The organism is Sulfolobales archaeon (genome assembly GCA_038881635.1).
GTDB lineage: Archaea > Thermoproteota > Thermoprotei_A > Sulfolobales > AG1 > WYEN01.
Genome location: JAVZPJ010000006.1, coordinates 41,681 through 66,569, shown reverse-complemented (window position 1 = coordinate 66,569; position 24,889 = coordinate 41,681). Strand labels below are relative to the sequence as shown.

At 40.4% G+C, this 24,889-nt stretch carries 21 protein-coding genes and 2 tRNA genes; 12 read left to right on the top strand and 11 right to left on the bottom strand.

Translation table 11 applies throughout. From position 1 onward, the window contains the following. Nucleotides 1-14: 14 nt before the first annotated feature. The 7 genes from QXS89_05515 to QXS89_05485 all read right to left on the bottom strand — a co-directional run bounded on the left by QXS89_05515 (nucleotide 15) and on the right by QXS89_05485 (nucleotide 10,048). Entirely contained in the window at nucleotides 15-995 is a 981-nt protein-coding gene (locus QXS89_05515) for an ABC transporter permease (protein MEM3831633.1), read from the bottom strand. Continuing rightward, nucleotides 995-2,797: an ABC transporter substrate-binding protein gene (locus tag QXS89_05510; protein ID MEM3831632.1), complete on the bottom strand. Its 1,803-nt coding sequence runs from the start codon at nucleotides 2,795-2,797 to the stop codon at nucleotides 995-997. The genes QXS89_05515 and QXS89_05510 overlap by 1 nt, the downstream gene beginning before the upstream one ends. A gap of 462 nt (nucleotides 2,798-3,259) precedes the next feature. Further along, on the bottom strand, nucleotides 3,260-4,639 hold the full coding sequence (locus QXS89_05505) for an FAD-binding oxidoreductase (GenBank protein MEM3831631.1): 1,380 nt from the start codon (nucleotides 4,637-4,639) through the stop codon (nucleotides 3,260-3,262). Next, the gene (locus QXS89_05500; protein MEM3831630.1) at nucleotides 4,618-6,024 is read right to left on the bottom strand and encodes an FGGY family carbohydrate kinase; all 1,407 of its coding nucleotides are present in this window, start codon (nucleotides 6,022-6,024) and stop codon (nucleotides 4,618-4,620) included. Before QXS89_05500 ends, QXS89_05505 begins: the two co-directional genes overlap by 22 nt. Next, nucleotides 6,021-6,974: an NAD(P)-binding protein gene (locus tag QXS89_05495; protein ID MEM3831629.1), complete on the bottom strand. Its 954-nt coding sequence runs from the start codon at nucleotides 6,972-6,974 to the stop codon at nucleotides 6,021-6,023. Before QXS89_05495 ends, QXS89_05500 begins: the two co-directional genes overlap by 4 nt. Then, entirely contained in the window at nucleotides 6,958-8,421 is a 1,464-nt protein-coding gene (locus tag QXS89_05490) for an FAD-dependent oxidoreductase (protein ID MEM3831628.1), read from the bottom strand. Before QXS89_05490 ends, QXS89_05495 begins: the two co-directional genes overlap by 17 nt. Beyond that, complete coding sequence (locus QXS89_05485) at nucleotides 8,384-10,048, bottom strand: alkaline phosphatase family protein (GenBank protein ID MEM3831627.1); 1,665 nt, start codon at nucleotides 10,046-10,048, stop codon at nucleotides 8,384-8,386. The genes QXS89_05490 and QXS89_05485 overlap by 38 nt, the downstream gene beginning before the upstream one ends. A gap of 588 nt (nucleotides 10,049-10,636) precedes the next feature. Between QXS89_05485 and QXS89_05480 the strand changes: the two genes are divergently transcribed. The 9 genes from QXS89_05480 to QXS89_05440 all read left to right on the top strand — a co-directional run bounded on the left by QXS89_05480 (nucleotide 10,637) and on the right by QXS89_05440 (nucleotide 17,394). After that, nucleotides 10,637-10,720, top strand: a tRNA-Ser gene (locus QXS89_05480). A gap of 114 nt (nucleotides 10,721-10,834) precedes the next feature. Beyond that, nucleotides 10,835-11,500 carry a lysostaphin resistance A-like protein gene (locus tag QXS89_05475; protein MEM3831626.1) on the top strand — a complete coding sequence of 222 codons (666 nt, stop codon included), beginning with the start codon at nucleotides 10,835-10,837 and terminating at the stop codon, nucleotides 11,498-11,500. 39 nt (nucleotides 11,501-11,539) lie between these two features. After that, nucleotides 11,540-11,707, top strand: coding sequence for a hypothetical protein (locus QXS89_05470; protein ID MEM3831625.1), 168 nt, complete (start codon nucleotides 11,540-11,542; stop codon nucleotides 11,705-11,707). A gap of 105 nt (nucleotides 11,708-11,812) precedes the next feature. Beyond that, nucleotides 11,813-12,412, top strand: coding sequence for a phospholipase D-like domain-containing protein (locus QXS89_05465; protein MEM3831624.1), 600 nt, complete (start codon nucleotides 11,813-11,815; stop codon nucleotides 12,410-12,412). Then, the gene (gene rdgB / locus QXS89_05460; protein ID MEM3831623.1) at nucleotides 12,409-13,020 is read left to right on the top strand and encodes an RdgB/HAM1 family non-canonical purine NTP pyrophosphatase; all 612 of its coding nucleotides are present in this window, start codon (nucleotides 12,409-12,411) and stop codon (nucleotides 13,018-13,020) included. The genes QXS89_05465 and rdgB overlap by 4 nt, the downstream gene beginning before the upstream one ends. Before the next feature lie 102 nt (nucleotides 13,021-13,122). Beyond that, a tRNA-Pro gene (locus QXS89_05455) sits at nucleotides 13,123-13,199 on the top strand. Nucleotides 13,200-13,311: 112 nt separating this feature from the next. Beyond that, entirely contained in the window at nucleotides 13,312-13,965 is a 654-nt protein-coding gene (locus tag QXS89_05450; GenBank protein MEM3831622.1) for a TrkA C-terminal domain-containing protein, read from the top strand. A 1-nt stretch (nucleotide 13,966) separates the two neighbouring features. Then, nucleotides 13,967-15,316, top strand: a complete 1,350-nt coding sequence (locus QXS89_05445; protein ID MEM3831621.1) for an APC family permease — start codon at nucleotides 13,967-13,969, stop codon at nucleotides 15,314-15,316. 767 nt (nucleotides 15,317-16,083) lie between these two features. Then, on the top strand, nucleotides 16,084-17,394 hold the full coding sequence (locus QXS89_05440) for a hypothetical protein (GenBank protein MEM3831620.1): 1,311 nt from the start codon (nucleotides 16,084-16,086) through the stop codon (nucleotides 17,392-17,394). On the opposite strand, the gene QXS89_05435 is transcribed toward QXS89_05440, so the two are convergent. The 4 genes from QXS89_05435 to QXS89_05420 all read right to left on the bottom strand — a co-directional run bounded on the left by QXS89_05435 (nucleotide 17,391) and on the right by QXS89_05420 (nucleotide 21,430). Further along, nucleotides 17,391-18,197, bottom strand: coding sequence for a hypothetical protein (locus QXS89_05435; GenBank protein ID MEM3831619.1), 807 nt, complete (start codon nucleotides 18,195-18,197; stop codon nucleotides 17,391-17,393). The two genes, QXS89_05440 and QXS89_05435, sit on opposite strands and share 4 nt — an antisense overlap. A 338-nt stretch (nucleotides 18,198-18,535) precedes the next feature. Then, nucleotides 18,536-19,285, bottom strand: a complete 750-nt coding sequence (locus QXS89_05430; GenBank protein MEM3831618.1) for a mechanosensitive ion channel — start codon at nucleotides 19,283-19,285, stop codon at nucleotides 18,536-18,538. Between the two features lie 101 nt (nucleotides 19,286-19,386). Continuing rightward, nucleotides 19,387-20,133 (bottom strand): hypothetical protein, encoded by a 747-nt coding sequence (locus tag QXS89_05425; GenBank protein MEM3831617.1) that lies wholly within the window; start codon nucleotides 20,131-20,133, stop codon nucleotides 19,387-19,389. Next, entirely contained in the window at nucleotides 20,105-21,430 is a 1,326-nt protein-coding gene (locus tag QXS89_05420) for a hypothetical protein (protein MEM3831616.1), read from the bottom strand. The genes QXS89_05425 and QXS89_05420 overlap by 29 nt, the downstream gene beginning before the upstream one ends. 338 nt (nucleotides 21,431-21,768) lie before the next feature. Here QXS89_05420 and QXS89_05415 point away from each other — a divergent pair, with 338 nt between their 5' ends. From QXS89_05415 to QXS89_05405, 3 genes are all read left to right on the top strand, one after another. Beyond that, nucleotides 21,769-23,205 (top strand): THUMP domain-containing protein, encoded by a 1,437-nt coding sequence (locus tag QXS89_05415; GenBank protein MEM3831615.1) that lies wholly within the window; start codon nucleotides 21,769-21,771, stop codon nucleotides 23,203-23,205. 366 nt (nucleotides 23,206-23,571) lie between these two features. Continuing rightward, nucleotides 23,572-24,069, top strand: a complete 498-nt coding sequence (locus QXS89_05410) for a zinc ribbon domain-containing protein (GenBank protein ID MEM3831614.1) — start codon at nucleotides 23,572-23,574, stop codon at nucleotides 24,067-24,069. 239 nt (nucleotides 24,070-24,308) lie between these two features. Beyond that, nucleotides 24,309-24,887 carry a hypothetical protein gene (locus QXS89_05405; GenBank protein MEM3831613.1) on the top strand — a complete coding sequence of 193 codons (579 nt, stop codon included), beginning with the start codon at nucleotides 24,309-24,311 and terminating at the stop codon, nucleotides 24,885-24,887. Nucleotides 24,888-24,889 lie beyond the last annotated feature (2 nt).

Sequence of the window (24,889 nt, the reverse complement as noted above, 5' to 3'; positions counted from 1 at the left end):
CAGAACCACCTGATCTAGCCGAGTCTAACTCTTGGATCTAGAATCGCGTAGAGTATGTCTGAGATAAAATTAGCAAGAGAGATAGTAATTGCCAGAAGTAGGAATACACCCTGTATGAGAGGGTAGTCTTTATTAAGTATAGCATTTATGAATACATAGCCCATGCCAGGATATGAGAATATGGTCTCAGCTATCACAGCACCCACTACCATGTATCCGAAGGATATGGCTGTTGAAGTGACCACAGGAAGTATAGCGTTTCTAGCTACAGCCCTCATAACTTTCGACTCTCTTAATCCTATAGCTCTCAGAGCTGATACGAAATCTTCTCTAAGCAGTAGTATCATGTTGTTCTTCATCACATAATAAGTGCTGGGAAGACCGTTAACTACTATAGTTATCATGGGTAGTGTTGCATGGTACATTACATCTCCTATGTAATCCAAAGAGAAGCCTTTTAAAGCTGCTTCATAGCTGTAAGCATGTGACAACGGGAAGATCCTGAGCTGGACACTGAATATGTAGAGGAAGAATAAGGCTATGAGAAAATATGGTGTTGCGAGAACCAGAGACATGAAGCTTGATATAAATGTGTCTAGCTTGCTACCCTGCTTAACTGCTGAGATCATTCCTAATAATACTCCTAGAACAACCCTGATAGATATAGATAATGTGAGTAGAAAGAGACTCCATGGAAGAGCCATTCCAATAACATCTATAACAGGTCTCATATTGTAAGAATATGAAACACCTAGATCTCCTCTGAGAAGATGTGTGAAATAGGTTGTAAACTGATCCAGAAGACCTCCTCTAAGCCCTAGTCTCTCTCTTATAGCCTCAGCTTCTTCGTTTGAAAGACCATAAGTCTGCTGAAGAAGATCCACAGGATCTCCGGGAGCTATTCTGGGGATTAAAAAAGCTATTATCATTGAGGCAAAGATCACTATAAGCGTGTTGAAACCTCTTTTAACGATATATCTAGCGGATACCTGCATTACCTTTTCATCCTCAAGAGCGCTAATAATCCTAGAACTATAACGAGCACTACTATCACTGTGAGAATTATGAAATCAGTTCCAAGGCCCTGCTGAGGAGCCTGCTGAGGAACAGTCACTATCTGCGTCTGAACCTGGGTTGCCACTTCTGTAGCTGTCACTGTCTGTGTAGCTGTTTGTGTCTGTGTAGGTTGTGGTGTCTGTGTCTCGGCTGATATCACTCTAATAGATAGTAGTGTGTCTACTGTTTGAAGTCCTGTTTGTATTCCTTCTATTCTATCTGCTCTATAGACTTTGATATCATATATGCTGTAGAGAGGTATTATAGGCATTGTCTCATGCAAATATTCTTGGATCTCATCTATAGCCCTCTTATAGATCACTGGATCATCTGTTTGCATGGCTTGATCTATGAGATTATCTAGATTAGGGTCAGAAACCCTAGCCCAGTTAGTCCCAGGCGTCGGCTGACCTATAGGTGCTGTGGATTTCGTGTGGAAGACAGGATAGAATAGGTATGCTGCGGGGTCGAAAACCATCATTAGACTGTATATTCTTGATCCGAAGAATAGCGTGAAGGCACCTCTATTTCTTATATCAACATATGTCGAGAGAGCTACAAGTCTTATATTAACCTCAATACCTATCTTCTGAAGATCTGATGCAATAAGCTGAGCCGCCGTAAGCCAGTCGCTTATAGAAGGTACATTAAGCTCGAAGGAGAGTCTGGTTCCATTAGGAGTCACCCTAATCCCATCACCACCCTTCTTAAACCCTAGCGAGTCTAGTATTTCGTTCGCTTTATTAGGATCATACATGGTATTGGTTCCATTAGCTTTTTCACTCAACCACGCGCTCTCTGCTACGGGTGGTATGAAGTTATATCTTGGAATTCCATATCCTGCTCCGGCTCTCTCTGCTAGAGCACTTCTGTTGATGGCGAGGGAGAGGGCTATTCTAAATTCTTTTAAGTTTGTCGGATACACTTGATTGTTCGTCCAGAGATAGAATATATTGTTGGACCATGGCATAGGCTCAACTTTGATTCCTGGCACTCCGAGTACTGTAGGTACATCTGTTGGAGAGAAATATGCTGAGTCTATATCTCCTTTGATTATAGCTGGTATAAGTGCCTGTGTTGATGTGTAGATTCTTATTCTGAAGTAGTCTATCTTCGGAGCTCCCATGAAGAATCTAGGATTAGCTTTTAAGATGATTAGGCTTTGAGGATCGTAGTATTCTAGAGTGAAAGGTCCTAGAGTGACGCTAAGAGCAGGGTCTCCTGGTTTAACTACGAATCTTGAGAAGTCACTCTCGCTCATATTAGCTACTATGCTACTCCACACATCTGCTGGAACTGCTATTCTCGTGCTTATTCCAGCAAATACCATGGTATTATTTCTATTTAGTGTGAATCTAATGGTTTTATCATCGATCTTATCTACGCTTACAACATACCTCCATATCCCAAGAGGATCAAGTGTTCTGTTGAAAGGCAGATACAATGTCTTCCAAGTAAAGATATAATCATCAGCTGTAAGAGGTTTTCCATTGCTCCAGAAAGCATTATCTCTTATACGGAAGTACACTTCAGTATAATTTCCAGAAGATTTAAACTCCCATGAACTTGCAGCCCATGGTATTAGAGATCCGTTGGGAGCTAGGAAGAAAAGCATTGTTGAAAATAGAAGACCTGTTATAGTGGCATCAATGCCAGCTGCGGTGAAAGGATTGAGATTCCCTCTCGCAGTACCTGGAAAGCCCCACACATAGGTTTTATCCTCAGCCTTCGCATTTATCATAGCACTTGGTATTGCAACTATTAATAGCGTTAAAATTAATATAGGGAGAATCTTAATTTGACTGGTAGACACTCTTATCAGGTATATCACCAGGATACTATAGCAGCTATAAGATAATAAAGAGTGGGTTACGTAACCTTGGTAGCAACAGTTTAAAGATCTGTTGAAAAAAGAACTCGATCTCTTCCCACATGCTTATAGAATCTATTATCTACACATATATCCTCACGCTAAGATTAGAAGAGGTATTCGCCAAATCTTCTATCCTCACTACTCTTGTGAAGAGGTTCAACTCTAACACACATTTACTCAAACAGTATTATCATTAGATCTCCCATCTATCTTCTATAGATGGCATCTAGGATCCGGAGAAGGTGATATGTGTTAAACCATATAAAGGTTGAACCCTGTGAGATGGGATGTGTATGTATCTGGGGTAGTGTGAGGCTTCTCTCTACTAGGCTATTGTACTGCCGTTATGTTAGAGTTTAATATATTCTTAGGATCTAAGGCTTTCTTTATGCTGCTTAGTATCACCATTGATTGACCGGGATCTACTTTTAGCCATCTTCTCTTAAGCAACCCAACCCCATGGTGATGGCTTAGTGTTGCTCCAGATTCTAGTGTAGCTTTCATAAATGCTTCTACTATGCTCCAGTAGAGATCTGGATCTCTCTTGTAAAGTATTGTATAGTACAGTGCTGCTCCAGTAGTGTAGAAATGTGATGCGTGAGTCATCACTATAAGACCCTCACTAACTTTTTCTAGGGTTTTCTTGATATTCCTATATACCTGTGGAAGTTTAGACCATGTGGCTGCAATGTCTAGAGTCTCAAACCATAGTCCCATAGAATCTATTAGCTTTATATCATCCTCGTAGTTGAACCTTGAGGAGAGCCACTTCTTATAGGGCTCGTCTCCGACGTATTCTCCACCAGTAGATTCTATAATCTCTCTAGCTCTACCCCATAGCACGTCTAGTATATCTTCATAGCTAGACTCGTATACTATCAGTAGCACAGGCTTCCCTCTCCCAAACCTAATGGTAGACTCAACATCATCTGATAATCTTGCTAGTGCGGGTGTTAAACCTCTAATAATCAACTCTCTAACAATGCTAAGCCCCTTCTCAAAGCTTGAGATCTCAAATGATGCCTCAACCCTGTGTCTAGGTATTGGAAGGACTCTGAGTACAGCCTTAGTCACTATACCATAGGCTCCCTCAGAGCCTATGAATAGGTGTTTTAAGTCAGGACCCATAGATGATCTAGGAGTTGTAATACTTCTAGTCCATATAATATCACCTGATGGGAGTACAACTTCTAGGTTCACGGTAATATCCTCTATACTTCCATAGCCTGTGCTGTACTGGCCAGAGCATAGAGTAGCTATGCAGCCTCCAACAGTGGCTAGGTGAAATGATTGCGGCACATGTCTAATAGTATAACCTCTAGAGTTCAGCCAGTTCTCGAGCTCTGATAGAGTGATACCGGCCTCTACAGTTACAGTTGAATCATCTATGTTAAATTCTAGAATCCTACTCATCCTAGATAAGGTTAGGATGATACATTCACTTCTAGGAGCTGAGGCTCCAGTAACACTGGAACCACCACCATGTGGTATGATACATATACCATGTTCTCCAGCCTTCTTAACAATATACGAGACCTCATAAACACTCCTCGGAGCTAAGACTGCTAGTGGTCTAGCACTCCAAGCTTTAAGCTTATCTAGGAGCATGGCTAGAGGCCACCAGTCTCTCGAGTACCTATCAATATCGGCTAAGATGATATCATCTCCCAGAGAGCCTGTGACGTCTCTTAGGAAGTCCTCGAACCCCAACCCAGAGCCTCCCTCCACATACTAGTATCAATCTTTAAATCTAGATATCCAGGCTCAGCTACATAGTCTATATCACTTAACTTCTCTAAATCTCTTATTTTAAGCCTCCCGTCATATACCGCTAGGAGAAGTGCTACTCCTCTCCCAGTCCCGTCAACTCCTCTAATCCTCTCTATTCTACGGTTGCATACTGATGCTAGAAGCTTTAAATACGAGATACTGTTACTTAACCCTCCATCAGCTCTTATTATCTCTCTCCTCCCAGCAGCTCTCTCCACAGAATCAATGATGCTTGCCACTACTAGGATAATACCTTCGAGAGCTCCTCTAACAATATCACTTCGTGAGGTATCGTGTGAGAGTTTGTAGATGAGGCCTGTAGCTTCACCTCTCCTACTAGGGTAGTCTAGTGCTGAGAGTGATGGTATGAAAACAACACTGTTTCTAGCCTCATCTATAACCCTATCTAGATCCTCGACACTACCTAGAATTCCTACTCCTACAAGCCACTCTATAATAGATCCTCCTGAGGGAGTGAAGCCCTCTATAGCATAGAGAGTCTCCCCTCTAAACCTATAGACAACCAGGGGTATGAGAGCCTTTCCCGGCATGATGAGATCTCTGGTAACGGCGTCAACAAAGATCCCTGTACCCCCTGTAATTTTAAGGCATTCCGTGGTAAGACATGAGGATCCTATTATAGAAGCCTGCTGATCTGCTATGAGAACACCCACATCTACATCCTCAGCCGAGCCTATATAGCTAATATTATCTATAATCTCAGGATCAATAGACCTAGGTATTCCTAACACATCATAGACTAGCCATAACCTCTTAAACCTCCTAGGGTTTATTAGGCCCGTGAGAGCCTCGTTTGAAGCGTCATTAATATACCTTGATGACAATAAGTATGCTATGTATGAGCTTAAAGTCCCCACATAAGCCTCTCCCCTCTCAACTCTCATTCTAATATCAGGATTTGAGTCTAGGAGCCATCTTATCCTAACCGCTGGGCTGTCAGCTCTGAGTATCCTATTTAGGAGAGGTACATGCCTGAGCATCCTATATAATGGTTTTAATATTATACTCTTACTTCTCCTGTCCATCCATGTGATAATATTAGTTAGAGGATTTCCCTCTCGATCCCATGCCAGTATTGAAGCCCTGTAGGTGGCTATGCCAGCAAGTCTGACCTCACGCTCTCTAAGCCACCTAAAGCCGTGGAATAAAGCCTCTCTAATTCTCATAGCATCATGCTCTATAGAATCTCCTGAAGCTGTTTTTATTGGGATTCTTATCTTTGTATGATCTACTCTCCTAAATTCATCATTATAGACACTGATCTTAACCCCTGTACCTCCGATATCAACTACCCCATACTTCACAGCACTCTCACCCTTAGATCTCCAGAGTCTTCAGATATTCTAACTATCGAATACTCTCCACTTATGCTATAGATTTTACCGTTAACCTCGATTCTCCCGCCTCCTGACTTGATCACCAGCAGCTCTCTAAGACATGGTGTAAGAGTTTCTGGGAATACTTGGACGCCTCCTTCAGCCTTAACTCTTCTATATGTGTGATCCTCGCAGCCTAGATTTACCGCTAGAAGCCTACTAGCCTCTAATAAGGCTTTAGGGTTATAGACCTCAAGCACTGCATGCCCTACTGGAAGGAGTTCTGTAAACGGATTCCAAGGCTTAAATATAGATATTATCAGGGTGTCAGCTTTTAGCACGCCTCTATCAAGTTTAATCTCTGATAGTCTATGAGGCCCTTTTAATACTCTGACCTTACCCCTCACAACCTCTAGATTTCTTGTTATTATCTTTTCAGTAGAGCTTGGGTCTATAATATAGACTTTTCTACCATATTCTGAAAGCTTCTCAGCCATTAGCATGCTATACCTATTAACTCCATAGACTGCTATGATCCTCCCCGGGGAAAGACCTGAAATTATGAGGTCTAATGCTACATGGAACGGGTATATGCCTGAAGGTCTCTCCCCGACAATACCCAGCTCTATGGGGGTAGCAGTTCTAAACCCTGTAGCTACCACCCCTCTAGATACAGTCTCAACACCTCTGCTAGATACTATAGCAGTTGAACCCCCCAGCCTAATAGCTGTAGCTTGGAGACTTACATCAACCTCCGAGCCTATCTTCTCGATGAGGCCTATAACCTCGGAGTCTAAGACCGATATACCTCCAATTCTATCTCTCGTCTCTGAAACCCTAACATTAAACCCTCTATCCATAAGATGTCTAGCTAGAGAAAGTCCTGAAAGCCCGGCTCCTATTATGTGAAACTCTGGCTCTCTACTTTTCAATTTCATCTACCCTGAGCTCCTCGACCAACCATGATCCGCTGGTGTTCTTGGTAAGACTTCTCGGGCTCGCTCCGGTCAGCTTCTGGAGTATAGTTATAGCTCTACCTACGCAGTGTAATCCTTGACATGATCCCATTCCCAGCTTCGTCCTGAACATGATCCCATCCAATGTTGATGCTCCTCTTCTTATAGCCTCAGTAACATCTGCTAGGCTAACCTTCATACAAGGGCATATAATGACTCCATCATAGCCTGATATGTTTGAGGGATCTAGAGCTAGCTTAACTCTGGTACTTAGAGTCGGCTCAGTTCTATGAAGCACTTTCTTAGTAGCCATAAGCTTCAGTCCAGCATCTCGAAGCATCTTAGACACTATGAGAGCTATAGCGGGGGCTGCTGTAAGTCCTGGAGATTCTATGCCTACTAGATTAATGATTCTTTTTGTTAGTGGAGAATAGCTTATGGAAAAGTCTCCACTTACCGCTGAGGGTCTAATGCCAGAGTATACTTTAATAAGCCTTCCCTTAACCCTTACCAGCCTCTTAAACTTTCTAATTACATATAGAACATCCTCAGCTCTAACTTCTCTATTCTCACGTGAAATTATTGGAGTGAAGCTCGGACCCCAGATAGTGTTACCCCATACTGTAGGTATCACGCCTCCACCCTTAGTCCTAGTAGGTTTTAGCGATGGCAGGGGGGTTACTATGCTTCTAACCTGTAGCTTATCAAATACAAGCATAACACCGAGAAATGGCTCGATCCTCTCAGACTCTCCGGTCTTAGATGCTAGGATATCAGAGTTTAAGCCTGTAGAGTTCACAACATACCTAGCCTTAATAGAGCCTCTTGAGGTCTCAATAACTATGATATCGTCGCCTTCAAATCTAAACCCTCTAGCTTCGGTATTGAACAGGAGATCTACGCCTCTAGCTCTGCACTCATCGAGAAGCCTGTATACAAGCTCGAAAGAGTCTATAACACCATAGCCTTCAACCATGATCGCAGCATAGCCCACAACATTAGGCTCTATCAGCCTCAGCTTCTTCCCTGCAACTATAGAGACTTTAAAGCCTCTAACCCCATACACAAGCTTTAGAATAGAGTATATTACGGGTATGAGTGCTAGCTGAGCCCTAGACCTAGCCACTAGAAGCGCTGGAAGTCTGATCATGCCTACCTTAAGCTCTCTCGAGATCTTATCATAGAGTCTATTACCATAGAGGGCTAAGACACTCTTAAGAGAGTTGAATGGAGGCTGAATCACATGTATAACTCCTGCATGACCCTTAGAGACTCCAAACCCAGCCTCGGCTTCTTTCTCGACTAAGACTATTGATAGATCGAATTTTGATAGCTCGTAAGCTACTAGTAAGCCTATAACCCCAGCTCCTATAATCGCGACATCATAGATCTTAGGCTCCACTCTTCCCAGCTCTCTCAAGTCTCTCAAGTGACCTGTGTATGTAAAAGCCTATAATAGAGAATATTATCACAATTACCAGTGCTAGAGGCAATCCTACCAGCCCCGTAGATGAAGCCTTCATTAGATATACAAAGAACATAAACCCACTACTCCAATCTGGTGGAGGAAACCTTACAGTAGAACCGTAGCTTATATAGAAGGGAGAAGCATATATGAGACTTAAAAACAGTGCTAGAGCTGGTACTGTGAGTGTAGGTATTAGAATCTTTATGATTCCAACTCTAAATGGGGTTAGCTCTACAAAACCTAGGACAACTCCTAGAAAAGCGCTGCTCAGCATCACCGAAACCATAATCTTATCTAGGAGATCTCTTAGCGAAAGTGTATCGGAGAGGCTTGTAGGTCCTCCAACTATCAAGTATACCAGCCAATATACAGCCTCATAGACTGTGAGTCCAGAGACTGTGAGTATTAGAAGCCTTCTAGGGCTGAAGATGCGTGCTCTTAGAGACATGTATAAGCCTGCTAATGCTATAGCTGCTAGGAACAAGACTAGGACCAGTCTCATGATCATACCCTCACTGTATAGCTTGCTAGTGATTAGCAGATACGAGTCTAGAGGATCAGCTGCAGAGCTGATTTCCACACCCATAGCTCCTCCCATAGCGGCTACAACTCTAAAAGCTTGCTCTCTAGAGGCTTTAGCATACGCCTCAACTCTATCGGTAGAAATATCGAAGCCTTCGGATAAGACTCTACCCATAGATAGCGTAGGTATTCTCAAGCCCATGAGCATAGCTATTGTAGGAGCTATATCGTTATGGGTAAAGCTGATATTATATACTCCCGGCTTAACCTTAGGTCCTATAAATAATGTGAAAACCCTCCTAACCTCAGGCTCTGAACCTCCGTGATGTCCTACTTTTTTAAAGCCATGATCGTTTAATATGACTATTAAGACATTCTTACCGGCTATAGATTCTATGAAGTTGAGGGTGAGTCTAGCAATATTAACTATGGTGGCATTATATTCTGAGCTCCTACTACCAGTACTAAGATGACCTATCTCATCGATGTCGCTAATGCCGATCCAGAGGAAAACCCTATATCCTGCATCTGAGTATTTATTAAAAAGCCTTAAGCCCTCAGATAAAGCTATAGCTCCATGACCTCCTCCTATATTAACTCTTGAGCATTCGTCAATGATGCCTGATAATAGCATCTCTATAGATTCATCACCGGAACATAAGATCTTAAACCCAGCATCCTTAGCTACTCTAGCGATACTGTCAACCTGCAGAGACCCGTTATAGAAGTTAGAGATTACACCATTAACCTCTGGAGGAGAGCCTGTAAGTATAGATGCTCTCCCAGGGGTAGAGTATGTGGGTGTATTAGCTAGACCATGAGGATAGAAGGCTCCCATAGATATGAGCTCTCTTAAGCTATCGTACTCTCTAATTAAACTCTCAAGATTATCAACACTTAAACCGTCAAATAAGATAAATACTATATGCCTGGCCACAGGCTCTCCAGAAATATTAACAGGCTCAACCCTCTGTAGCACATCGATATAGGGATTCCTATAACTAGCCCAACTATCATAAGTCCTCGAAACAGTGTTGAGAGTAGCTAGAGAAAAAAACAGAACCACAAAGATAACAGCTAAAATATAAATATAGAAGATTCTCGACTAAACCACCCGATCTATTAAATCAATATATAAATTATAAACCTTACTATACCGCATTCATCGTCTGAATAAAGACTGTGTCTTCTGTAGAAGTTTTTAAGCTGTTTTAGCTGCTATAGGTTCCTGAAGATATGTATCTCGAGGTAGGCTCCGTGATGCCTGCTGATATAGCTCTCGATGATCCTGCGAATGGTGAGCAGGTGCTGAGGGAGAAGCCCGTGCTGATAATACCCAAGATAATCTAAAACACCTGAACAAACCCAAACAAATAACACGGGCAACCACTCTCAGAACACGACATTGACACAGTTTCTCGATAGATGGCTGATCATAGGTTTTTAATGCTTTTTGTGTTCAACCTTCCAGCTATCTACCTCTCAAAGGCTTTTTCTTCCCAGCCCTGCCTACGAGAGCTCGTTCCCAGCAGTTGCCCGCAGTTCATCTAGCTCTTTGTAGCAAAGTAGAGTGATGAGATGTCTCCTAGGTGGTGAGCTTCTCACCCTCTTCTCTAGGAAAAATATATATCCTGTGACACTATCTCTCAATTGGGCCGGGGTGCCCGAGCGGTCTAAGGGGCTGGCCTGGAGAGCCAGTGGGGGAAACCCCGCGCGGGTTCGAATCCCGCCCCCGGCGCTACTTCTCATAGGCTTTCATGATCTTCTCGGTGGAACTCGGTTTCCTTTGCAAAAGGTTTTTGACTGAGAGTTTATAAGATTGTTTTAGGAGATGAGGAGATGGTTTTCTAAAATGTCTAGAGATGATGTCATAGATCTGATGATAATCATATTACCTTTATTTCTCTTTCCAGTATCATTTATAGTGTTAAGAGAGATCTTTATTTTATCAATGGCGATCTCTGTAGCTTTCATGGGTTCTCTATCTCTCGTTATAATGCTTGTAAGAGGAGTTTTCTATAAGATCATGCTGAGAGGTAGATTGTCTTCAGCTATGATCTCCTCAGTACTCGCAACTGCTATTCTATACATTGTATTCCTGATAGGTGGGTATCTATCGATTTTACTAGGATTATGGTCTTATGTTGATTCGATTTATCTATCTATAGAGATCTCGGCAAAAGCTTACAAGAACCTGCTACCGATCATTCTAGCCTTCATAGGTTTCATGGAAGAGATCTTCTGGAGAGGCTATGTACAGGGATACTTTATAGAGAATAGGCTCGGTATTAGAGATCTTACAGCAGTACTTATCTCAACCCTCTACTACACACTGGTTCACATGCCTACCCTTAACCTGGTCTTAATAGTAGGAGCTTTCTTCGTGGGCGTGATCACGGGTATCATAGCATTAAGATACGGAGTTTTAAACTCTATCATAGTTCATGTATTATGGCTGGAGTTTGTGATAGTATACATGCCTGTCCCCAGCGTTCTAGGAAAACTGGGCATACTCTAGATCACGTGATCATATGTGATCACAGGCGGGTGGTTTAAGATGAAAGAAGAGGTGGGAGTCAGAGACCTCCTGCTTAGATCCTCTAACCATAGTTCTAGCTTGTTCTCTGAAAGGTTTAGCAGATTCTATATTCTGTCTAAGCTTCCACCTACAGCTACGAGTGTTCTGTATGACATCTGGTATCTGATAGCATTCACAACCTTGTAGACTTCGGCTAGAGCTTCGTTTAGGATGCATAGATTCAGGAATATATAGTTCTTAAAGCATTTATATAGGTTCTGTAATCTCTTCTATTCATGAGGAGCGAGCTTAATGGTTTTGAAAAGATCCTTTGGAGTGATTATTTTAGTTGTTTTCATCTTAGGATTTCTTGCAGGCTTTGAGGTAGGGTTCGAATATTATAGATCTAATGTTTCTCAGAGCGTTAACGTTTCATCTTCCGGTGCGGGAGTCTATAGAGTTTTAACTGATAAAGACTACTATGATACTCTGCGTTGGTGGCTTGATAGAGCTAATAAGAGTGTGCACGTTATAATGTACGTTATAAAATACGATCCTAAGCAGTATAATGATCCTGTGAATATCCTTCTATATACTCTAGCAGATCTAAAGAGGAGAGGTGTTGATGTGAAGATCATCGTCGATGACACTACCATGCAGAGCTATCCCGAGACTATATCGTTTCTTAAGAACATGAGCATCTCTATAAAGCTTGATGAAAGTGCTTCTAAAACTACTCATGCCAAGATCGTTATAATCGATGGATACATTGTATTCATAGGATCTCATAACTGGACTGAGTCAGCTCTCACAAGAAATCATGAAGTCTCTGTAGTGATATATGATCAGAGTGTTGGAGAGAGCATGATCAGATATTTTGAGGATATATGGAGTAAGGGGAGAAGCATTTGATCATTAGAATACTTAATCTGACCAATAACACTAACAAGATTCTTGAGACAAGACTCCTCCTAGAAAGACTATACCCAGGAGTAGAATTCATAGTAGATGGAATGCCGGATAGCATTAGAAAGATAGAGATACAAGAAGAAGAGTTAGAGAAGATAGCACTCTACACACTTGAAAACGCATTAGATCAGATAAGAGAAGCTGAGAAGTGGGATATTATTATGAGAGAAGATTCAGGGCTTTTCATAGAGTCTCTCAAAGGCTTTCCAGGACCTTTCTCAAGCTACGTATACAAAACCATAGGATTAGAAGGAGTGCTGAAACTATTAGAGGAGAAGAACAATAGAGAAGCCTATTTCAAAGCTGTGATAGCATATAGATTCAAAGGAGAAAAGAATCTGAGACTGGCAACAGGCATAGTACGTGGAAGAATCAGTAGAGAGATCAGAGGATTTAAAGGCTTTGGCTTCGACCCTATATTCATTCCAGAGAATTATGATAAAACATTCGCAGAACTAGGTGAAGATATTAAGATATGGATCAGCCATAGAGGAAGAGCTTTGAAAGAAGTAATCGATGAGTATATGAAGAAGAGATCTTCTTCATCTTAGAATGAGGATCTCAAGATCCTCTGGCGAGATTCTATCTATCCTATAATCAAGATCTTCTCTCGAAATATTTAAGACTCCCCTACCATTAAAATATCATGCGGTGGGGCCGTAGTCTAGCTTGGTAGGATGCGAGGCTTGGGCCCTCGTGGTCCGGGGTTCAAATCCCCGCGGCCCCACCACTAATGTGTTTGAAACAATGTTTGTTCTATGATGCGAGGTAGATAAATAAATATCTGAACTCTTAAATTCATTTTATTGGTAGAATCGAGACTGAGTGGTAGGCTGATAGATTTGAGAAGAGAAGCTATAGTTCTCGACAGCATGGATGACACCTCTCTAATGCTTGTAGACGTGCTTGTGGAGAATGGTTATAGTGTTCACGTGATAACAGTTGAGGAGCGGGGAGAGCTCTTCGTGAGAAAACCTGTTTACATCAGGCTTGTGCCAGATATGAATAGTATTGATGAGAGCATCTTATCAGAGGTTTTAAGAGATGTAGAGTTCAACTATGTAGAAGCATCTATACTCATTTCTCCTAACGAGGATCTTAATATCAAGGTTGCGAGGTATATGAAGGAACAGGGTATTCCCGTGATCATTGTAGCTCTCAAGAGTAGTGAGAAGATTTCCGAGGCTGAGGCTGAGGGTTTTAGCGTGATTAACGTTCCAGGCTGCATTCTTGGAAGGATTCAGAGAACTCTTTCTCTTAAATTCTATAGGATCACACCGATCAGAGGAAGAGTCTCAATGCTGGAAAGCTTTGTAACAGGAGATATGAAGATTCTTGGAAGCACTATTAGAGAGATCGAGGAGAAGTATAATGTTAGTGTTATGATCATAAGAGGTTCTGAGGATCTTCATAACGCTCCTGATGAGGTTATTCAGGAAGGAGATTACATAGTTGTTATAGGTCCTCTAGATAATCTTTTTGAACTGGTTAAGTGAAATGAAGCTTAGAAGAGACTGGCTTAAAAGAGATCTTAATACATTCGATATATACTCCCTAGTGCACAGCGATTCTCAGTCTACATACTATCTCATGATAGGATTCATAGCATTATATGCTGGAGGAAGTTTTCTCTTTATAGCCTTGTACGCTGTGATTCTCATGATTCTCATAGCACTCATATATGGTGAGATGGGATCTCATTTTCCCGAGGTAGGAGGATCCTATATATATGTGAGATACTCTCTAGGATCTCTAATAGCTCTCATATCAGTATGGCTGCTCTCACTAGACCAGATTATAATGATAAGCTATGGAACTCTTGATGCGGCTACATATCTGAGAAGCATGTTAGAACTTTATCATATACATGGTGCGATGACTCAGATACCCGAGAACATTGTTGCATTAATCCTCTCAACAGTGCTATTCATCTTAACTCTAATAGGGATCAGAGAATCTGCTAGAGTGGCTATGTCGATAGCTATCCTAGATATTATCCTCGTAGGATTTCTATCTCTCTATAACATATTCTATATGCTCCTCCATCAGAGCTTTTACGAGGCTCCTCAATTCATGTGGAAGGGAATTCAACCACCAGATCTACTCTTATCTCTAGCTCTGGCATCGAGAGGATTCACAGGATTAGATTCTATAGGTCAGCTAGCTGGTGAAGCTCGAAAACCTTTGATCCAGATACCTAGAGCCACAATACTGGTGATAATGATCGGAGCCTTTTACAGTCTATCGCTTTCAATACTTCTCATGAACATGATACCACATAGATCTCTTCAAGAGAATCCTGCACTAGCAATCTTCATGATCGCGGAGAGAACACCTTATATATCGCTCTTAATAGCTCCTCTAATAGCGGTTAATATAATCCTTATAATGCTCATGGCTGCTCTGACAGGTTATGTAGCATTCTCAAGACTCCTCTATATTCTATCTCAAGATAGAATGACCCACCAGATCTTTGGTAGAGTACATCCTAAATTTAGAACCCCATACATATCCCTGGTAATAGCATACCTAATCTCATTAGTTCTAATAATACCTGGAGAGATCTCTCTAATACTAGAGATATACGCGATAGGGTCTCTAATCAACTATCTCATAGTAGCAATATCACTGGGAGTGCTCTCCAGAAGAGGAGTACTTTACGGAGGCTTCTCAACACCACGAATCAGAGATGTACCAGTAACAGTACTCATAGGAACACCTATAATGATCATGGCATTAGCATTCAACCTCATAGAAAAATACAGTGCAGTAGGAGTCATAGGAATATGGGCTTTTATTGGAATCATTCTATATCTTTATATGAAGAGAAGAGAGAACACTGCCTAGACAAAGATCTCTTCAACCATTACTAGGAACCTAGCTTAGACAGAGGCTTGCAACGGATCTCATAACTCCGAAGACCCTGATACTACTTCTCTCACCATATCTTACGTGTCTGATGAAAAGGTGGCTACCCGCGTAGCATACTTGAATTCGTTCAAGTGTTTTAGATTATCTTGGGTATTATCAGCACGGGCTTCTCCCTCAGCACCTGCTCACCATTCGCAGGATCATCGAGAGCTATATCAGCAGGCATCACGGAGCCTACCTCGAGATACATATCTTCAGGAACCTATAGCAGCTAAAACAGCTTAAAAACTTCTACAGAAGACACAGTCTACGCAGGTCTTCACAGGCCAGGGGATACAGTGGTTGTCAAAGAGCTTCATGCGGCAATAGTTGCGAAGGTGAGAATCGAGAAAAGAGAATACAACTCTAAAGGGCGAGGCTTTCAGAATTGTAAACTTCGTGTATTCTATCATATCTAAGTGCTGTGCCACCCTTCTTGCAGAACATTATGATAAGATATTCAACAGGCTCGTAGTACTCAACCTTGGGATGGTGTGGTGAGGTTTTATAAGCTCTGTAATCTTTAGCATTATTCTGGAGATGGTCATACTGCTCAAGATAAGAATCATACCCCCGAGCCCCGCTCTACACGGGGTAGGGTTAATGTGCCTGAGACCGGGCGCAGAGCTAAATCCGGTGAGAGCCGGGAATGTAGCTCTAAACCGTCTCAGAACCTCGCACTCTAGGGCGGGAGGAGGTCTGAGATGAGTAAGATAAAAGTAAGTATTGTTACTCAGAACTTTAATTCAAATAACTATTTACCTATATCAATGCTCAGCTTATATAGTGCTTTTAAGACATTGGCTAGACTCGGTGATTTCATAGATGGCCGGGTATTACTTATAGATAATGCGTCTTTTGATGGATCATACGAGAAACTGGTCAACCTCGGGTCAAGATTATCGAAGGAAATGTCTGTAAATTTCGAGAGCAAAAGATTTGATAAGGACCTGGGAAATAGCTTTGCGATAACTTATGGTTTTCTCTTAGAAAAGAAAAGAGGTGCTAAATACATATTAAATATTGATAATGATTTCATTATTCTCTATCCAAACATAGTCAAGGAGATGATAGATACAGCTGAGAAATTTAACTCACTAAAAATCAAGTACCATGCAATAACAACAATGCATATAGTAGGAGACAGGGATGTCCTCTTGGAAAATCCGAGCCTTAAGCACGCGCAAGATCTAGATGAAATCATGAACTTCGTACGTGAAGAGGCTGAACGTTCTAAACTATTAGCACCCAACATAAACTACGTGAACGTTCTTAATCAATCATTCATGATATTACCTGTAATGTCACGAGAGGAGTTCAATAGTATAATTCTTAAAAAAGAAAATTTACCCGAGTTCTTACTATCATCGCATGTTCCAGCTTCTTTTACTTTATATAATCCAAACTCAGCTCCCATCTATCCTTACTTCTACATCGGTGGGGATGATATCTCATGTGGGCTAGAAAACGCGAAGAGAGGATATTTCAGCGTAGTTTTAACAAAGACCGGGGGAATACATTACGTTGCAACTCAGCAGAAAGTGAATAGTGTTAGACTATATTACGTGTTCAGAAATAACATCCTGCTCAATCCCCTCACGGGTAGCCGTAAAGCTTTACACGAATTTCTATCGTTTATTTACAGCATCCCTTACTCAATAGTAAATGCTTTGAACTTTAAACAATTGATAAAAAGAAGACTCGTGAAGAACGAACTCTTGATCAACCTTTCTACAAGTGTAAAACCAAATCCGCGCGTAGCTATATATGCAGTGCTTGGAACTTTACATGGTATCATGAAGGATCATTATTTTAGAAAGAAAATCGAAGAATGGTTTGATAAGTTTATTCCAAGAGCCGATATTAATTATTTAGACTATCTGCGGCTTGATTACTCCACTTGGAGCGGAGGCTCTTTTACGCTCAAGGACTTGTTGTTGTATCTAGTAATACCAGATAAAGCCATGAGAAAGAACGTTGGAATAGATATCTTACTTCGCAGGCTTAAAAATTAATCCCCATGGAAATCAACAGTCTTAGTTGCCCGGAATTTATGGTACAAGTGTATAATTCTCATTCTCCCATACTCCCGGCTAAATTCATACTTCTTTACATTGTGAATAAGTGCGTGAACGTAGCCTACTATATTGTATAAGTATGCTCTTAAGTCTTTACGTTGATACTCCTTCATTTTCTTAGTTATTTTAAGGTATATTCTCGTAATGGGAAGTATTACTAATAATATAAGAGGTAAACCCCATCTATAGTACTCTACTCCGTAAATATACTCTCTATCCTTGAGTGTTATAATTGGAGGTATTATGACATCACCTCTACCAGTATAATGTAACGGCCACATACCTTTTGAGATCGCTAGTGCAAATATGAAGCCGTCATCACAGTACGTTACAGGATACTTGTTTTTCAATAATTTCTTGAAGAAAGCAGTAGAGATTAACAAAGCAGGTCCTATACCAGCAACATGAGGCTTACGAGATGCGAGGTTAATTAGATAATCCTTGGGTAAGATAACATCACCATCAACTTTGAATACATAATCATAACGATCTATTTCCTTGTTAATCTTAACTAAAGCTGCGTTAAATGAATATCCTACTTTAATGGGGACAGGCCATGTTGATTTCGTTGGAATGACAACGTTTGATATGTGGAAACCATAATTCCAAAGATCAATAGGCTCAGCTGAAATTACGTAGATGTCTTGTGATACATTAATTTGATTTACTACGCTTTCAAGACTTCTTGGGTTAAATGTTAGTTTATCCCTAGTAAAGTACAATGTGAGTACTTTGATCAAGACAACATACCCAAGTAATAAGTGTTATATTTCATGGGATTTTAATTTATAGCATTATTATGTTTTCTCGTGATTTCAACATAGACCACATCCTTGTTTAGATATCGCCAACTACTGCTGGAGACGAGCTCCCGCAGGCGGGGCAGGGGAGGAAGAAAGCCGTTGAGAGGTAGATGGCTGTTCATAGTTTTTCATGCTTTTTATATCCAGCCTCCCAGCCATCTACCGAGAAATAGTGATAGCTTTCTGTTGAAGGAGCTTAACCTTGCTATAGGATTAGAAGCTTTATTCTTTCATCTGAGATGATGCGAGATCGATTCGTGTATTATCTAGAGATTCTACACAGATCTGTTTTCTCTGATCTTCTGGAATGCTCTGCTATAGATCTCATCTAGCATCGAGTATCTTATCTCTTCTTCTCTCCTGAGGTCTCTTATGATCCCTCTTATTATAAGTCTTATACTCTTCTCACTCAGACTCTCAATAGAGATCCTTACATTCTCAATACCTAGCTCTCGTGCTCTCTCCATGATCCTGTTTCTCAGCTCTGCAAGATCTGATACGTAGGGTATCACGATCGGGATCACGATCTCATGTCCTTCCTCTACTCTGAATCTTTTGAATGGTGAGTGAAGCAGCTTTGTATATGGTATGTATACAAGATCTCTATGCATGTCTCTTACCACTATCGAGGTTTCATTAAGAGCTACTATATAGCCTCTCACATGATCCACCTCTATATAGTCTCCAACCCTTAGATCATGGATCTCTATTGCTAGAACCCCGCTCATGTATTCTTCTAGCACATGTCTAGATCCTATTATTATTGCTAGAACTCCTAATATGAAGAGACCGAAGACAACTATAAAAACCTCTCGAAAGCCGTATAAAGATGCTATACTTCCCACGGCAAATGATATTATAAGAAGAGCAATCACCATCTCGAAGAATAACACAATGCTTTTTCTAAATCTTATTCTCAGAAACTTGAATAGGTATCTGTTTGCTATGATAAGTAATACTGCTACCACAACTATTATTATGATCCCGTAGATCAGGTTCAGAACAAACCCGGCATTAAAATCCATATCTTTTTCTCCACAAGCTATATAATTTATGGAATATTATTAACTTGAAAACCTCTTCGCAGATCTTGATCTTCAACCAGATCTCAGAATGATATAACTCACTACCTCAGATCTCTACGAGATTCCGAGTGTGAGTTATCCTCGGAGTTTCTCTTATTCTCTTTTAGAGATAGATATCTTTCAATATATTCTCCAAAGAAGATCCAGATGATGAAAATGCTTATAGAGATTCCAATGCCCACCGAAATACCCTGAGATACAGCTGTTTTAATTGATGGAGATAGATTTGTTAGATCTATTATAAGAGCTATGCCTAGGAATAATGCTAGTAGATAGAATAAAGTCTCTGTCTTTCTCTCGAAATTAGTTATTCTTATGATAAGATCTAAGCCTGTTAGAAATAGTAGCATTACTATTATGAAGCTACCGAATCTCCATAGAGTTTCTATGATACTGCTTACAAGCGTCGGATCATATTGAGTGAATATTCTAAGGATCAGTGTTGAAGCTAATAGGAATAAGCCTATGTCTACCACTACTATTGCGAGATCTGAGAGAGGTATTCTTGGAGTTTCTGGAGAGATCTTCTTATAAGCTTCTTCTACACCACTCCATTTAAGTATTCCTCTTACGAATCTATTAATAGGTCTTGTGAGAACTATAAATATGAAAGCTATGATCACTGATACAATGATCTGAGGTAGAATTATGAGAAGGTCTCTGAGTATTTCTATCGAGAGATTCTCAAGAAAACCTCTGACAGAGCTGGTATTAGATATCGCCTCAAGATCTATACCAATTATAGAGAGGCTTGTAATACTATACACCCTTATAGAGAATAAATCCAATCCTGTATATAAGGAATACAAGTACTATGAGGATTACGATACCTATTATCTGTAGCGTGATCTTCAGAGTTCTTATCGAAGTTTCTACAGCGAATGTGTATCCTAGAAGTGTGGTAGAGTAGACAAGTCTAGCATAACCCACCGCAATCTCTCTAGGTATCAGAGCTGTCTCTGGTATGGCTAGAACTGCTACTAAGACTGCAAGGAATCTAGCTATAGAGCTTATTATAAGAGCTAGAGTTATATCTCCTCTCACTAGTACTCCTACGAATGATGATATAAGCATTCCAACAGCTGTAGAAGCTGTGAGAAAGGTTGATGCTCTTACGATACCTATAGATCTGACGTATCTAGAGTATATGCTGACACCGATCAAGTTCGCGCCTACAAATGTTGCGGAGAGGATGAAAGAGTATAGTAGATGAATATATACAGGTGTGGTCAGAGGTATGAGAAGAACTGTTAGAGCGTTGATCATCATAGCTACTAGATACATTCTAAAACCCTTCCATAGGTAGGGTCCTATAACTCCTCCGATACTTCCTACAAGACCTAAGGCTACTGGAATGCTGAGTGGAGCTCCTAGATTCTTCAGAAGAGGAGTCCATGCAATACCTAGTATGTTGGCGCCTATATTCATTAGAGAGAGCATTGTGAAAGTATTGATCTTGCTGATTTCTATTTCTTCTCTCGATATCTCACTAGCAGAAGTTCTAGAAAGACTAACGATCGAATCTACTCTGAGTGGTGATATAGAGAGAGTTCCTAGAATACCTATCATAAAGCTTATGAAATAGAGGAATTCATATACCGAGGGAGGTTCTATGAAAGCTGTCGCATAAACTCCTATGATAAGACCTAGAACCGAAGATGCAGATCCTCCGGCAGTTCTGAGAATAGTGAGATCTGTGAAATCCTTCTCTTCAGGGAATAAAACTAGCATAGAGTAGTTTAGAAGAACACCTACGGGAATTGTTATACTCTGAGCCATGCCATAGACTATGGAGAGGATTAGAGGCTGGTCTAGGAGGAATGGTAGTGAAAACCATAGAACTCTCTCTAGAAAATGAGTTAGAACTAGAAGAAGCTTAGGACTTTTCGAAATAATCTCAGGATATCTATACATGAGCATGGATAAAGCTATGCCTAGAACTCCCGAGGCCATCACAATATAAGATATTTGATCAAGAGGGTAGCCGTAGTAGGCTAGCATCGGTATAAACATTGTCCTAGTTATAGAGACGTAGAAACCTCCGGTAAGTGCTTCTATAAAGAAGAAAGCCTTCTCAATCTTCATACTAGATCCACTCCCACAACCGCAGCTTCCAACGATTATTCCAATGCTTATGTTTTCCTATCTTCTTAGTTAGATAAAGAATATTTCTACATTTCTTAAACAGTAGATCTCTCTTGATTCATGTTCATAAGTGCTTCAATGAGGTTATTTTAGGCATCCTCACCTAATTAGAGGTGCCAGGATATATCGGGAGGAGAGCTTAAGATCTCCATGGTTTTTCAATCTGGTTCTACCTCTTACCATTCTAGATTCCTACAGATCTTCATAGATCTTGTGTAAATATGTTGAAGCTTGCAGGTTATTACCTTCTCAGCAGATGTATTATTTCTGGGTAGATATTGAGCAGGTATCTCGTAAGAGTTTCTGGAGAGATAGCTTTAAAAGGTTCTCGAAGAAAACTTCTTGAGAAGATTCTAATAGAGAATCTAGAGAGTCTTGTAAGAGAATGCGGAAATGTTAGAAAAATTGATAGCGGTAGAATCCTTGTAGAGGGATGCTCAGATATCTCTGAATCTATTGCCAGAGTATTTGGAGTCCACGAGGTTTTAGAAGTTGATGTAATAGATTTCAAGAATCTCGAAGAACTCTCCTCGTTTATCAGTGAGAGATTCAGTGGTATTATACCTGGAAAGAGATTTGCTGTGAGAGTTAGAAGAATCGGAAGCCACAGCTTCACCTCTATAGATGTTGCTAGGATCGTTGGAGAGGCTCTCAGAAGATATGGAGGTTTAGTAGATCTGGAGAAGCCCGAGATAGAGGTCTATGTGGAGATACGTGGTGAGAAAGCTTTCATATCTTCCTCGGGTAGGAGAGTTAGAGGATTTGGAGGTCTTCCACTGAGATCTTCTGAGAATATTCTTCTTCTATTCTCGGGAGGTTTTGATTCAACGGTTTCAGCATGGCTTCTAATGAGAAGAGGATCTCCTGTAGATCTGCTTTATTTTAAAATGGGAACTCTAGAAACCATGAAGAGATCTCTGGAGGTTGCCGAGGAACTTCTCAGAAGATGGTCTATAGGTTATAATGCTAGAGTATTTATAGCTGATATAGCTGAGACTATTAGAGAGATAAGAAGAAAAATCAAACCTGCTTACTGGCAGATCTCTCTAAAAAGATCTATGTATCTAATAGCTTCAGAGATCGCGAAAAAGTTCGGGTATAAATCTATAGCAACTGGAGAGAGTATTTGGGAAGCTAATAGCCAGACCATATCTAATCTGATAGCTTCTTCAAAAAACCTTGATATAATGATTCTAAGACCCGTGATCGGATTAAGCAAAGATGATATAATAAGGATCTCTAGAGAAATCGGATTATATGAAAAATGTGAGAGAGTTCCAGAAACATGCTGGCTAGGATCCTATGTGCCTGTGAAAGTAGATGAGAAGTCCTTTCTAGAAGAATTTAACAAGCTAGATCAGGAGATTTTCAGAAGAACTACTGAAAAAATAGTAGAGGTGAACATATATGGAGACTGGAGAGAAGAGATTGAAAAACTCTATCAAGGAGATATCGAGATAGATAGAATCCCAGAAGATGCTGTTCTAATAGATATAACCAGAAAATATGTTGGAAAAGAGATCAAAGGTTTCAGAATATATGACCTGAGCATGATAGAAAAATTCAGAGACAAACCAATAATACTTCTATGTGAGAGGGGAGAGTTAAGCCATGTACTAGCACAGGAATTCAGGAGAGAAGGTTACAGGATCTATAGTCTGAGAGGAGGTTTTAAAATATTATTCGGAGATTCCGCTTCCAAACAAGATCTCTAGGGCTTAGATACTCTACGTAATGAGAAGATCTCTTAGATATCCCAAGTACTACCATCCCAGCAACAGATCTTCGATCAACTTCTCTCCTAAATGCCTAACGCAACTGTTTCGGTTTTCACATAGATTTATATTATTTTATTTATTCTTCTGTGATTATTACGTATATTTCTTTTCTGTGGGGATATTTTATCTTCTTATCTCTTCCTAGTAGGTAGAGGATGTAGTCTCTTCTCCTATACTTTATAACGCTATACTTTACGAAGTAGAATTCTTTTATCTTATCTCTCGCCAGGTATAGAAAAAAAAAGGAATCTTTATAAATTCTGACAAATTCTGTTATCTGTAACTGAGTACGGGAGCTACTCGATGAGGGTTGGAGAGCTTATTGAGACTCTTAAGATGAAGGCTCTCCCCGAGAGTAGCGATGACTATAAAGCATTAACCGAGTTCCTTAACCTCTATCGTGATGCAGTTCAACTAGTAGTAGACAGAGTTTGGAATCTAGATGAGATACCATCGATAAAAACCCTACACAAGATATTCTACTCAGAACTTAGAGAGCTTGGTTTTAGAGCACATCATGTTAAGCAGATCTACTTATACGCTAAAGCAGTTGTTAGATCTAGTAAGAGGAATAATGGTAAGAAACCTGTTCTCAGAAAACTAACAGCTAGATTAGATAGAGCCAACAGAAGTAGTAATTTCAATAAAAAACTATCACTATGGTTCTATAGAAAAATACAATTCACTATAAGCTATGAAGCTCTCGAGAGAAGACTGTTGGTTAGCTACGTTAACCCGATGAATACATCATCAAAATGCTCGAGATGCGGAAGCAGGTTAAAGATAATAGCGGTAGAATAATGAGATGCACTAAATGCGGATTCACAGGAGATAGAGACTTGATCGCATGTATAAACCTATTTCATAGATACTTAAGATGTAGGGGTTTAGGGATGCTCCTAAACACATCTAAGGGTGGTGCAATCCCAAGACCGATGCAGGGGAAGAAATATGAGGCGATGAAAACAACTTATATAAACTTATATAAGAGCTGAACCCCTAAGTTAATATTCTAGATATCATATCTGGGCTGAGATAATATGAAGATCATCATAGAACATTTAGAAGAAAATGTAGGTAGATGGATTCTAGCGGAGTATAGACATAGCTATGCTATAGCTGGCGAGGATCTTCTTATCACAGGAGTTGAAATTTCCGGCCTGCCTAGTACTAGGAAGAGATTTTACGAGGTGGTGGATGTCTCAAAAGTTGTGATATTAGATCCCCAGGCTGAAGAAGAGTTAAAACCTGAAGATCTTAGATCTTGCGAAGGAGTAGTGATAGGAGGCATCCTAGGAACCCATCCTCCTCTTGGAAGAACTAAGAAGCTTCTCTCAGATAGATTTCCTCAGGCTTTGAAGAGGAATATAGGAGTATATCAATTCTCTATAGATGGAAGCGTGTACATAGCTAGAGAGATATGGAGAGGAAGAAGATTAAGAGACATACCGGTAGTGTTTGGAGTAATTATAAAGAGAACCATAGATAATATGATCCACGAGATCATGCTACCCTACGCCTATCCTCTAGCAGGAGATAAACCTCTCATCTCTGAAGAACTGCTCGAACTGATCGCAGGAGAGAAGTATGAGATCTCATATCTTAAGAGAGTAAGCTGAAA